Here is a 12,055-nt window from a genome sequence, read left to right as displayed (position 1 = left end):
TCATGAGCGGTCTCGGAGGCCTCAACAAATCGGCGCACGGCGTTGTCGTCGGTCTGGTGCAATTGCAACTGCCGAGCGTGAAGACGCCGGCCGACCTCGCCGCACAGGCGCAGCGCATCTGCGAGATGGTGGGCAAGGCCCGCCGCAACCAGTCGACCATGGACCTCGTGGTGTTCCCGGAATACGCGCTGCATGGGCTCTCGATGGACACCAACCCCGAGATCATGTGCACGCTCGACGGTCCCGAAGTGGCCGCCTTCAGGAATGCCTGCATCGAGCACCGCATCTGGGGCTGCTTCTCCATCATGGAAGCCAACCCCGGCGGCAATCCCTACAACAGCGGCCTGATCATCGACGACCACGGCAAGATCAGGCTCTACTACCGCAAGCTGCACCCGTGGGTTCCGGTCGAGCCTTGGGAGCCTGGCAACCTGGGCATTCCGGTGTGCGACGGACCCAACGGCAGCAAGCTGTCGCTCATCATCTGCCACGACGGCATGTTTCCCGAGATGGCGCGCGAGGCCGCATACAAGGGCGCGGACATCATCCTGCGCACGGCCGGCTACACCGCGCCCATCCGCCATGCGTGGAAGATCACCAACCAGGCCAACGCTTTCTGCAATCTCGCGTACACCGCGAGCGTGTGCCTGTGCGGCAGCGACGGCAGCTTCGACTCGATGGGCGAGGGCATGTTCTGCAACTTCGACGGCACGGTGCTGGTCGAGGGCGGTGGCCGCGCCGACGAGATCATCACCGCCGAGCTGCGCCCCGACCTCGTGCGCGAGGCCCGCACCGGCTGGGGCGTGGAGAACAACATCTACCAGCTCTATCACCGCGGGTACGTCGCGGTGAAGGGCGGCGCACAGGACTGCCCCTACACCTACATGCACGACATGGCCGCCGGCACATACAAGCTGCCGTGGAGCGCCGAGGTGAAGGTGACCGACGGCACGAGTTGCGGCTTTGCGCCGCCGCAACGCAACTACGCAGGATGACGACCATGACCACCACCATCGCCAACACCACCGAACGCCACGTCGCAGCCGAGCCCTATGCCTGGCCCTACAACGGCGCGCTGCGTCCCGACAACACCGCGCTCATCGTCATCGACATGCAGACCGACTTCTGCGGCAAGGGCGGGTACGTCGACGTGATGGGCTACGACCTGTCGCTGGTGCAGGCGCCGATCAAGCCGATTGCGCGCACGCTGGCTGCGTTGCGGCCGCTGGGCTATCACATCATCCACACGCGTGAAGGCCACCGGCCCGACCTCGGCGATCTGCCTGCCAACAAGCGATGGCGGTCGCGGCAGATTGGTGCGAATGGCGTGGGCATCGGCGATGACGGGCCATGCGGGCGCATCCTTGTGCGTGGCGAGCCGGGTTGGGAAATCATTCCGGAACTGGCGCCGTTGCCGGGCGAGATCGTGATCGACAAGCCGGGCAAGGGGTCGTTCTATGCAACGGATCTTGAACTGATCCTGCGTACGCGTGGCATCGAGAACATCATCCTTGCTGGCATCACGACCGATGTTTGCGTGCACACCACGATGCGCGACGCTAACGACCGCGGCTTTGAATGCTTGCTGCTGTCGGATTGCACGGCGGCGACGGACTACGGCAACCACCTCGCTGCGCTGAAGATGATCACTATGCAGGGCGGCGTGTTTGGGGCGCATGCCACCTCGCAGGCTTTGCTGGCGGTTGTATGAAGCTGCTTTGTTCGGGGCACGATCACGCCGACGGGGTACCTTGCTCCGCGAATGTCCCCCGGCCTGCGGCCTCCTCCTTTATTTCGCTGCGCAAGGCACCCCATCGGCGTGATCGATGGACGCAGCGCTTGTGCGGCCGGCATAACGACTGTGCTCATGTGCGAATGGCACCGGGTGCTCCCCGCAGCGAAATAAAGGAGGAGCCGAAGGCGGGGGACATTCGCGGAGGGGAGTACCCGGTGTCATTCGCACGTACCCCGAACACGCACCCAAGGGATGGCAAACGAACATGAGCGCCACATCACCTCACGCCATCGGCGGCCTTCCCTCAGGCACTGGCGCTCTCGCGCTGGACACCTACGAGCTCACCAAACGCTTCGGAGCTTTTACCGCCATGGACCGCGTGACGATGCGCGTCGAGCCCGGTACGGTGCATGCGCTGCTCGGCGAGAACGGCGCGGGCAAGAGCACGCTGGTGAAGTGCGTGGCGGGCTTCCAGCGCGCGGAGGAGGGCAGCATCCTGATCGACGGGCGCGAGCAGGACATCGCCAACCCCATCGTGGCGCGCGCGCTGGGCATTGGCATGGTCTACCAGCACTTCACGCTGGCACCGGGCATGACGGTGGCGGAGAACCTGTTGCTCGCGGGCGGCAAGACGCCGGCGCTGATCGATTGGAAAACGAAGCGCGCGGAGCTGAAAGACTTTCTTGCGACCACGCCGTTCAGCCTCGACCTTGATGTGCGGCCATCGGAGCTTGCGGCTGGCGAGAAGCAGAAGCTCGAACTGCTCAAGCAGCTGTATTTGAAGCCGCGCCTGCTGATCCTCGACGAGCCGACCTCGGTGCTCACGCCGCAGGAGGCCGACGAGGTGCTGGGCCATGTGCGCGAGTTCGCGCGCAGCGGGCTGTGCACGGTGCTCATCATCACGCACAAGTTTCGCGAGGTGATGGCGTATGCCGACAGCGTAACGGTGCTGCGGCGGGGCAAGGCGGTGCATCACTGCCGCGTGGCGGACACCAGCCCGGCGCAACTGGCGCAGGCCATGATGGGTGGCGAGCAGGGGTCGGCATCGGCTCCTGTCGCCAGAAAACCAGTGCCTGCCAACGCGCCGGTTGCATTGAAGGTCGAAGGACTCAAGGCGCAAGGCGATCGCGGCACGCTGGCCTTGCACGACCTGAGCCTGTCTGTGCGCGCAGGAGAAATCCTCGGCGTGGCCGGTGTCTCCGGAAACGGGCAGCGCGAACTTGTAGAGGCTCTCGTCGGCCAGCGTCCGCGCCTTGCGGGCAAGGTCACGGTGATGGGGCAGCCCTACGGTGCGCATCGCGCCGAGAACCGCAAGCTCAAGGTCCGCAGCCTTCCGGAAGAGCCGCTGCGCAACGCCTGTGTTGGCGACCTCAGCGTTGCAGAGAACATGGCGCTGCGTGATTTTGATCAACCGCCCTTGTCGCGCGGCGGTGTGCTGAGCTTTCCGTATTGGCGCAGCCGGGCGCGGGAATGGATCGCCGAATATGGCGTGAAGACGCAGGGCGAGGGCGCGCCGATCCGCAGCCTTTCGGGCGGCAACGTGCAGCGCGCGGTGCTGGCGCGGGAGCTGGCCGGTGACATCAACGTGCTGATCGCAGCGAACCCTGTGTTCGGGCTCGACTTCGCTGCCGTCGCCGAAATCCACTCACGCATCGTGCAGGTGCGCGAAAAGGGCGGGGCGGTGCTGTTGATCAGCGAAGACCTCGACGAACTGCTCGAACTGGCGGACTGCATCGTCGTGATGAGCGAAGGGCAGATCGTTTTCGAGACTTCGGCGGCTGGTGCGGAAAGACACGTGATCGGAGCGCACATGGGCGGTGGGCATCACGAGCCGTTGAAGGCTGCGGCATGAACGCATCGGAACCAGCGAGCAAAAGCATGCGCATAGAACAAGCCAACCCATTTCCCTACGAGTTCGACGTAGCAAAGACCGCGCTAGTCCTCATCGACATGCAGCGTGACTTCATCGAGCCGGGCGGTTTCGGCGAAACGCTGGGCAACGATGTCTCGCTGCTCGAAGCCATCGTCCCTGCAACGAAAGAAGCACTGCGGGCGTGGAGACAGGCCGGTGGCCTCGTAGTGCACACAAGGGAAGCACACGCCGCCGACCTCAGCGACTGCCCGCCCGCCAAGCGAAACCGCGGCAACCCCACGCTGCGCATCGGAGACGAGGGCCCCATGGGCCGCATCCTCGTGGCCGGCGAGCCCGGCAACCAGATCATCGAAGCGCTTGCCCCCCTCGACGGCGAGATCGTCATCGACAAGCCCGGCAAGGGCGCGTTCTACGCTACCGGTCTGCACGAGCTGCTGCAGCAGCGCGGCATCACCCATCTGCTGTTCGGTGGCGTCACGACCGAGGTCTGCGTGCAGACCAGCATGCGCGAAGCCAACGACCGCGGCTACGACAGCCTGCTGCTCGAGGATTGCACCGAAAGCTATTTCCCGGCATTCAAGGCGGCCACGCTCGACATGGTCCGTGCACAAGGCGCCATCGTCGGCTGGACCGCGCCGAGCGCAGCACTGCTTGCAGCGCTGAACAGCAGTCCTTCTTCTTGATGCCGACGCCAGCGACTACCATCCCACACGTGTCTACCGTTCGAACCCGCCCCGAAACTCCCGCTACCGCCACCGATACGGCCGTTTTCCGTACCCGGGCCGACGAGGTCTACGCGCAGCTCAAGCGCGACGTGGCCGATTTCATCCTCGTGCCCGGCGACCGTTTCACCGAAGGCGAGATCAGCGACCGGCTCGGCGTATCGCGCACGCCGGTGCGGCAGGCGCTGTTCCGGCTGCAGCAGGAAGGCTTCGTCGAAGTGCTGTTCCGCAGCGGCTGGCGCGTGCTGCCCTTCGACTTCGACCAGTTCGAACAACTCTACGACCTGCGCATGGTGCTGGAGACCACCGCCGTGCACCGCCTGTGCGAGACCGACCGTCACATCGATCGCGGCCTGCTCGACACGCTGGCCGGCATCTGGCTGGTGCCTGCGGCGCAGCGCAGCAGCGACATGGCGCAGGTGGCGCAGTGGGACGAAGCCTTTCATTGCTCGCTCGTGGCGGCCGCCGGCAACGCCGAGATGGCACGCGTGCACGGCGACGTGACCGACCGCATCCGCATCATCCGCCGGCTCGACTTCACCAAGCAGCCGCGCATCGACGCCACCTACGACGAGCACGCGAAGATTTTGAAGGCCGTGCGCGCCAATCGCGGCGACCAGGCCGCGATGCTGCTGCGCGCGCACATCGAGACCAGCCAGGCCGAGGTGCGCAAGATCACGCTGCACCAGGTGCATCTGGCGCGGCACGCGGGGAAGGCCTCGGCGCCGCGCTGAAGCTGTCTGCTTCAGTCCGCGGTGATGTTGCCGCGCTTGACCACTGCGGCCCAGCGGTCGGCATCCTTCTTCATCAGCGTGCCGAATTCGGCTGGCGTCGAGCTCGCCGGCACCATGCCCTGCGACTCGAACGACTTCGCCACTTCAGGCTGCTTCAGCACCGCCGCGATCTCCTTGTTGAGCCGCGCCACCACGTCAGGCGGTGTGCCCTTGGGCGCGAGCACGCCGTACCACATGTCCACGTTGTCGGCGGTCACGCCGGCCTCGGCCAGCGTCGGCACGTCAGGCAGTTGCGGCAGGCGCTTGCCGCTGCCGGTGGCAATGGCCTTGAGCTTGCCGACCTGGATGTGCTGCAGCGCCACGTGCACCGGCAAAAACATGTAGTCGATGCGCCCGCCCAGCAGGTCGGTCACCGCGCCGGCCGTGCCCTTGTAGGGCACGTGCAGCATCTCGGTGCCCGTGCCCTGCATGAACAGCGCCATCGACAGGTGGTGCGGCGTGCCGACGCCCGGCGTGGCATAGGTCAGCTTGCCGGGCGCTGCCTTGGCCGCGCTCACCATCTGCGACACGGTCGTCGCCTTCTGCACGTTCGGGTTCGTCACCAGCAGCAGCGTGCCCCACGAGGTGAGCGACACCGGCGCGAAGTCGGCCACCGGGTCGTAGCTCAGCGAGCGATAAAGGCTGCGGTTCATCACCAGCGTGTTGACCTGCACCATCAGCGTGTAGCCGTCGGGCTTGGCGCGCGCCACGCGTTCGCTGCCGATGTTGCCGCTGGCGCCGGCCACGTTCTCGACGATCACCGGCTGGCCCAGCAGGGCGGGCAGGCGGGCCGAGAGCTGGCGCGCCACCAGGTCGATGCCGGTGCCGGGCGTGTAGGGCACCACCAGCGTGATCGGCTGGTCGGGCCAGGCACAGGCGGCGGTGGCGCCTGCTGCGAAGAGCAGGGCGGCAAGGGTTTTTTTGATAAGCGAACGCATGGTCGTGTCTCCGTGTTCTTTTCAGTGATGCTCAAAGGTAGGAAGCGCGCGCCTTCAGCGCCACCGGGTCGTAGCCGGCCACGCGCTTGTAGTTGTCCGAGATGGCCTGCAGCTCGGCGACGGGCACAACGTCTTCGATGTTCTGGAAGCGCTTGCCGCCCGAGCGCTCGAACACTTCACGCAGGATCGCGTCGGGCGGGTTGCTGCGGTTGGTCAGCACCACGCTCGTGGTGGCCTTGACGCGCACGCGGTCGTAGTCCTCCAGCGCGGCGGTGCCTACGCCCAGGTCCTTCAGCGCGCCGGCCAGGAAGCGCGCATCGATGATCGCCTGCCCGGCGCCGTTGGAGCCCCGCGGCACCATGGGGTGCGCCGCGTCGCCCAGCAGCGTGAGGCGGCCGTGCGTCCAGCGCGGCAGCGGATCCTGGTCGACCATCGGGTACTCGAGGATGGTGTCCGACGCGAGGATCAGCGCGGGCACGTCGAGCCAGTCGAAATGCCAGTCGGCAAACGCCGGCAGAAAGTCTTCGAGCCGGCCCGCGCGGCTCCAGTCGCGCAGCGCGGGCTGCGGCGCGTGGATCTCGGCGACCCAGTTCACGAGCTGATTGCCCTCGGCGTCGATGTCGTTGCGGATCGGGTAGATCACCATCTTGCCGACCGCGAGCCAGCCCGCGCGCACCATGCTGCCGCCCGAGAGAAAGGGTTTCCAGCGCGCGGTGCCGCGCCACATGTTCACGCCCGAGTAGCGCGGCGCGCCTTCATCCGGATACAGCTGCTTGCGCAGCGCCGAGTGGATGCCGTCGCAGCCGACCGCGATCGCGCCGCGCACCGAAGGCGCATCGGCAAAGTGCACGGTGACGCCCCCGGCGTCCTGTGTCACGCCCGTGCAGCGGCGGCCGCACACCACGCTGTCGGGGCCGAGGCGCTTCAGCGTCTCCTCGTACAGCACCGTCTGCAGGTCGCCGCGGTGGATGGAGAACTGCGGCCAGTCGTAGCCCGCGTGCTGGCCGGCGGCCTCGCGGAAGATCAGCTGGCCGTGCTCGGTGAAGAACACGGCCTCCTGCGTGCGCACGCCCACCTTGTCGAGGGCGTCCAGCAGCCCTAGTTCGGTGAGTTCGCGCACCGCGTGCGGCAGCAGGTTGATGCCTACGCCCAGCGGCTTCAGCTCGGGCACGGCCTCGTAAACGCGGCAGGGAATGCCGGCCTGGTGCAGGCTCAGCGCCAGGGTCAGGCCGCCGATGCCGGCGCCCAGGATGATGACTTCGTTGCTCATGGATGGTCGGTCGTTGCGTTCGGTTTTGTCTCGGGCCGCATTAGGAACGCAAGCTGGTCATTTGGGAAATTTAGATGTGATATGGATTTATCATGAATCTTTATGAACCTCTCGACCCGCCAGATGCGCGCATTCCTGCAGGTCGCGCGCATGGGCAACTTCACGCGCGCGGCCGAGCAGGCGCACATCACGCAGGCGGGGCTCAGCATCCTGATCCGCGAGATGGAAAAGCAGCTGGGCTGCCGGCTGTTCGACCGCACCACGCGCGTGGTGAGCCTCACGCCTGCGGGGAGACGCCTGCTGCCAGTGGTCGAACGCCTCGTCACCGACCTCGACGACGTGGCGGCCGAGCTGGGTGCCGAGGGCGACGCCGCGCGCCAGACGCTGCGCATTGCGGCCACGCCGCTGGTGTCCTCGCATCTGCTGCCGCAGGTGTTCACCACCTTCCGCGCGGCGCATCCGCAGGTGAGCCTGCGCCTGTTCGACGCCGACCTGCGCGACGTGGAGGCGATGGTGGCGGCCGGCGATGCCGACGTGGGCCTGGGCTTTTTCTTCAAGGCCGCGGCGGGGCTGGAGCGCACGCCGGTAGGGCGCTTTCACCTGATGCGGGTGGCGCCTTGCGATGGTGATGGCGAAGAGCCGCCGGCCATCGGCACCGCGCCATGGTCCGCATTGCGCAGCGCCGAACTCCTCGGCCTGCCGCCCGGCAACCCGATCCAGAAGGTGATTGACCAGCATCTGGCCACCATCGGCCGTGCCGACGCGCAGCGGCCCGCGTTCAACTTCTTCGGCACGCTGATCTCGATGGTGGAGGCCGGCTTCGGCACGGGCGTGATGCCGACCTTTGCGCTGGCCGCCTGCCGCCGGCACCGCGTGCGCACCGACGTGCTGACCAAGCCGAAGGTGGGGCTGGACTTCTTCCGCATCACTAAGCGCGGCGCGCACGAGACCGAGGCCATGCAGGCCTTCGTCGCCACGCTGGAGAAGGCGCTGCCCGCGCTGTCGCGCTAGCGGGCGTCCGCGGCCTGCGCTCCGGTGAGCCGCTTGCGCAGGAACTCCGCGAAGGCATAGGCGATCACCGGCAACTGCCGGCCGCGCAGGCTGGCCAGTACCAGTTCGCCACGCGGAAAGCCGCGGTCCTCGATGTCCCGCGCCACGATGTCGGGGGCTTCGGCCGCGGCGCCGATGGCCATCTGGAACGAGATCGAGCGCCCGTCGTAGAGGCAGCCGCGCAGGAACTCGAAGCTGTTGCTCTCCACCATGGCCCTTATCCGCGTGGAGCTGCGGGCGAGAAAGCGCTCCAGCATCTGGCGCCCGCCGGTGTCGCGGTTCGGCAGCACCACAGGGTAGTCGGCGCAATCGCTCAGGCGCAGGGTCTTGGACTTCGCCAGCGGATGGCGCTTGTGCATGATGGCCATGAGCTTCTGCTCGACCGCGCACACGCGCTCGATGTCGGACTCCGGCGCCAGGTTGAACACCAGCGCGAGGTCGCTCTCGAAGCTGCGCAGCGCGTCGGCGGCCTGTACGTGGTCGCCGATGCGCGCATCGAAAGCCACCAGCGGATGCTCCGCAGCGAAGTCATTCACGGCCGCCGGCAGGAAGCGCGGCGCGAGCGCCTGGCTGGCCACCAGCCGGACGGCGCCCCGGCGCAGGCCCTGCAGGTCTTCTATTTCGGAGCGCACCCGCTCCAGCTCCGAAGAGCGGCCGCGGATGTAGCGCACGAACAGTTCGCCCGCGGCGGTCAGGCGCATGCCGCGCGGCAAACGCTCGAAGAGCGGTGTGCCCAGTTCGTCCTCCAGGTCCTGGATGCGGCGGTTGACGGCGGAGGGCGCGACATGGAGCCGCTCGGCCGCCTGGCGGATCGAGCCGGCCCGGGCGACCTCGTCTGCATAGCGCAGGAAGCGAAGGTGGTTCATGCCCGTGGCGATTGCACGAAGCGCGCCAGGAGTGCCGCTTTTACCGTTGCCGCAACGGCAACGGGCAGTACGTGAATCGGTATGGATTCGGAGCACCTTCTGGCACGGCGACTGCGTGCCGATCTCGCATGACACGCCGATCTGCACCCTCGCGCACCAATGCGGCGCAACCGCCCGTCCGTTTCGGTCCGGCGCCCCACAACGCCTGGACGCTCGCCGGCGGCCGGGTCAGCCTCTTGCGCTCCCCGAAGCGGCCACGGCCCGTGCAGATGCCCGCCGAGCCGCAGCCGATCGAGTTCGACCTGGCGCGCAGCGCGCTCGTCGTGGTCGACATGCAGAACGACTTCTGCCATCCCGAGGGCTGGTTCGCGCAGAAGGGCATCGGCATTCGCGCGGCGCGCAAGCCCATTCCGACCATCGCGCGGCTCCTGCCGGCGTGGCGCGCGGCGGGCGGCGCCGTGGTGTGGCTCAACTGGGGTATTCGCGCGGACCGCCTCAACCTATCGCCCACGGTGCAATTCAAGGGCAAGCGCAGCGCAGACGGCGTGGGCTATGCGGAGCATTCGCCCATCGACCACGGCCCGTCGCTCGTGCAGGGCGAGTGGGGTGCGCAGGTGATCGACGAGCTGGCTGTAGCGCCCGGCGACATCACGGTGCACAAGCACCGCCTCAGCGGCTTCTGGGACAACGAGCTCGACAGCGTCCTGCGCCAGCAGGGCATCACGACGCTGCTGTTCGCGGGCATCAACACCGACCGCTGCGTGTTCTCGACGCTGCAGGACGCGAACTTCCTCGGCTACGACTGCGTGTTGCTGAAGGACGCGTGCGGCACCCCGTCGCCGGCCTACGTGACGCGCGGCATTCATTTCATCGTGCAGCAGCTGCACGGTTTCGTTGCAACCGCCGAGTCGCTGCTCGCTTCGCTTTCCTCACTCTCCAAGAAACGCTAGGAGTCCTCCGCATGCCACTGTCCTTCTTCGCCAACTCGCGCCTCGTGCGTTTGCTCGCTTCGCTGGGCGCTGCCGCCGGCCTGGCCCTGGCGGCCGTTTCCGCCGCCGCGCAGGTGCCGGTCAAGCTCGTGCTCAACTGGAAGTACGAAGGCCCGCAGGCCTGGTTCTTCGTCGCCCAGGACAAGGGCTACTTCAAGGCCGAGGGCCTCGATGTCGAGATCGACCAGGGCGAGGGCTCCGCGGCCTCGATCCCGAAGGTGGCGGCGGGCGCCTACCAGGCCGGCTTCGGCGATCTCAACGCACTGGTCGACCTGGCATCGAAACGCCCGGCCGATGCGCCGGTGGCGGTCTACATGCTCTACAACACGCCGCCCTTCACGCTGGTGGTGAAGCAGGGCAGCCCCATCAAGACGCCCAAGGACCTCGAAGGCAAGACCATCGGCGGCCCAGCCAACGACGGCGCGCTGAAGCTGTTCCCGGCCTTCGCCAGGATCGCGAAGGTCGATGCGTCGAAGGTAAGCATCACCAACATGGCGCCCAACCTGCGCGAGCAGATGCTCACGCGCGGGCAGATCGACGCCGCCTTCGGCTACGTCACCACCGTGAGCTTCAGCGCGAAGGCGATGGGGCTCGATCCGGCGAAGGACCTGCGCTTCATCCGCTACGGCGACCACGGCATGGACCTGTATTCGAACGCCGTGTTCTTCTCGCGCGTCTTCGCCCGGGACAACCCCAAGGCGGTGCAAGGCTTCGTGAAGGCGCTGAACCGCGCGGTGAAGGAAGTCATTGCCGACCCGGACATGGGCATCGACTACGTCATGAAGCGCGAGCCGCTGCTCAAGCGCGAGGTCGAGAAGGAAAAGCTGCTCGCCACGCTGCGCAACGACATGAGCCACCCGGAGGTGGCCCGCATCGGCCTAGGCGACGTGGACGACGCGCGACTGAAGAAATCCATCGACATCGTGGTGGACGCCAACCAGCTGCCGCGCACACCGGCGCCCGCCGAAGTGTTCGACCGCAGCTTCCTGCCCGCGCGCAGCGAGCGCCCCTCCAAGACTTTGAACTGAAAGCGAGAAACGACATGGAACTGCAACTGAGAGACAAGGTGGCGCTCATCACCGGCCCGGCCAAGGGCATGGGGCGCGCCGTGACGCTGGCCTTTGCACGGGAAGGCGCGAAGCTGGTGCTGGCCGGGCGCGACACCGGTGCCATCGAGCCTGTGGCCGAAGAGGCGCGCGCGCTCGGCGTCGATGCGGTCGTCGTGCCCTGCGACCTGACCGTGGGCGCGCAGACCGAGGCATTGGCGTTGCGCGCGCTGCAAGCCTTCGGCCGCATCGACGTGCTGGTCAACGTGGCTGGCGGCTCGGGCCCGATCGGCAAGACCGGCTGGGAAACCACGAGCGAGGAATTCGACGAGATCGTGCAGCTCAACATGACAGGCTGCTTCAACACCATGCGCGCCGTGCTGCCCTCGATGATCGAGCGCAGGAGCGGAAAGGTGGTAAACGTCGGCGGCACCTTCGGCATGCGCGGGCGCGCCGGCCGCATGGCCTACTCGGCCTCGAAGTGGGGCCTGCGCGGCATCACCAAGAGCTTTGCGCTGGAGGCCGGCCCGTACGGCATCAACGTGAATTGCGTGGCGCCCGGCATGGTCGACGGGCCGCGCTTTCGCGAGAAGGTGTGCGCCAACATGGCCGACAAGCTCGGCATCACGCTGGAAGAAGCGATGACGCGGCACGCGGCCGACTACGCGCTGCGCCGCGTCTCCACCGATGCCGACGTTGCCAACGCCTGCCTCTTCATGGCGAGCGATGTGTCCCGACAGATCACCGGCGTCGACCTGCCCGTCGACGGCGGCTGGGCCATGCTCTGAGGAGA

12 protein-coding genes are annotated in these 12,055 nt (G+C 67.1%); 9 read left to right on the top strand and 3 right to left on the bottom strand.

The features are described 5' to 3' along the window. Nucleotides 1-2 precede the first annotated feature (2 nt). The 5 genes from ACSFCA_RS26585 to ACSFCA_RS26565 all read left to right on the top strand — a co-directional run bounded on the left by ACSFCA_RS26585 (nucleotide 3) and on the right by ACSFCA_RS26565 (nucleotide 5,064). Nucleotides 3-995 (top strand): formamidase, encoded by a 993-nt coding sequence (locus ACSFCA_RS26585; protein ID WP_435461572.1) that lies wholly within the window; start codon nucleotides 3-5, stop codon nucleotides 993-995. 5 nt (nucleotides 996-1,000) lie between these two features. Next, the gene (biuH, locus tag ACSFCA_RS26580) at nucleotides 1,001-1,711 is read left to right on the top strand and encodes a biuret amidohydrolase (protein WP_435461573.1); all 711 of its coding nucleotides are present in this window, start codon (nucleotides 1,001-1,003) and stop codon (nucleotides 1,709-1,711) included. A 289-nt stretch (nucleotides 1,712-2,000) separates the two neighbouring features. Beyond that, entirely contained in the window at nucleotides 2,001-3,587 is a 1,587-nt protein-coding gene (locus ACSFCA_RS26575; protein WP_435461574.1) for an ABC transporter ATP-binding protein, read from the top strand. Nucleotides 3,588-3,613: 26 nt separating this feature from the next. Further along, nucleotides 3,614-4,291 carry a cysteine hydrolase family protein gene (locus ACSFCA_RS26570; RefSeq protein WP_258351775.1) on the top strand — a complete coding sequence of 226 codons (678 nt, stop codon included), beginning with the start codon at nucleotides 3,614-3,616 and terminating at the stop codon, nucleotides 4,289-4,291. Nucleotides 4,292-4,320: 29 nt separating this feature from the next. Beyond that, entirely contained in the window at nucleotides 4,321-5,064 is a 744-nt protein-coding gene (locus tag ACSFCA_RS26565; protein ID WP_258351774.1) for a GntR family transcriptional regulator, read from the top strand. A gap of 11 nt (nucleotides 5,065-5,075) precedes the next feature. Here the strand turns inward: ACSFCA_RS26565 and ACSFCA_RS26560 are convergent, their stop codons facing one another. Both ACSFCA_RS26560 and ACSFCA_RS26555 read right to left on the bottom strand, forming a co-directional pair. After that, on the bottom strand, nucleotides 5,076-6,041 hold the full coding sequence (locus ACSFCA_RS26560; protein WP_093053422.1) for a tripartite tricarboxylate transporter substrate binding protein: 966 nt from the start codon (nucleotides 6,039-6,041) through the stop codon (nucleotides 5,076-5,078). A 31-nt stretch (nucleotides 6,042-6,072) separates the two neighbouring features. Beyond that, complete coding sequence (locus tag ACSFCA_RS26555) at nucleotides 6,073-7,311, bottom strand: flavin-dependent oxidoreductase (RefSeq protein ID WP_258351772.1); 1,239 nt, start codon at nucleotides 7,309-7,311, stop codon at nucleotides 6,073-6,075. A 102-nt stretch (nucleotides 7,312-7,413) separates the two neighbouring features. Between ACSFCA_RS26555 and ACSFCA_RS26550 the strand changes: the two genes are divergently transcribed. Further along, nucleotides 7,414-8,322, top strand: coding sequence for a LysR family transcriptional regulator (locus ACSFCA_RS26550; protein ID WP_435461575.1), 909 nt, complete (start codon nucleotides 7,414-7,416; stop codon nucleotides 8,320-8,322). On the opposite strand, the gene ACSFCA_RS26545 is transcribed toward ACSFCA_RS26550, so the two are convergent. Continuing rightward, complete coding sequence (locus ACSFCA_RS26545) at nucleotides 8,319-9,227, bottom strand: LysR family transcriptional regulator (RefSeq protein WP_093175520.1); 909 nt, start codon at nucleotides 9,225-9,227, stop codon at nucleotides 8,319-8,321. The genes ACSFCA_RS26550 and ACSFCA_RS26545 overlap by 4 nt on opposite strands. 128 nt (nucleotides 9,228-9,355) lie before the next feature. On the opposite strand from ACSFCA_RS26545, the gene ACSFCA_RS26540 reads away from it, so the two are divergent. Genes ACSFCA_RS26540 through ACSFCA_RS26530 form a run of 3 tightly spaced genes read left to right on the top strand, consistent with a single transcriptional unit; the run spans nucleotide 9,356 to nucleotide 12,050 of the window. Beyond that, nucleotides 9,356-10,177, top strand: coding sequence for a cysteine hydrolase family protein (locus ACSFCA_RS26540; protein ID WP_435461576.1), 822 nt, complete (start codon nucleotides 9,356-9,358; stop codon nucleotides 10,175-10,177). Between the two features lie 11 nt (nucleotides 10,178-10,188). After that, nucleotides 10,189-11,244, top strand: a complete 1,056-nt coding sequence (locus ACSFCA_RS26535; RefSeq protein ID WP_435461577.1) for an ABC transporter substrate-binding protein — start codon at nucleotides 10,189-10,191, stop codon at nucleotides 11,242-11,244. A 14-nt stretch (nucleotides 11,245-11,258) separates the two neighbouring features. Beyond that, nucleotides 11,259-12,050: an SDR family NAD(P)-dependent oxidoreductase gene (locus ACSFCA_RS26530; protein WP_435461578.1), complete on the top strand. Its 792-nt coding sequence runs from the start codon at nucleotides 11,259-11,261 to the stop codon at nucleotides 12,048-12,050. Nucleotides 12,051-12,055 lie beyond the last annotated feature (5 nt).

The organism is Variovorax multivorans (assembly GCF_051216835.1).
Taxonomy (GTDB): Bacteria; Pseudomonadota; Gammaproteobacteria; order Burkholderiales; family Burkholderiaceae_C; genus Variovorax.
This window is presented reverse-complemented; position numbering and strand designations above follow the sequence as displayed.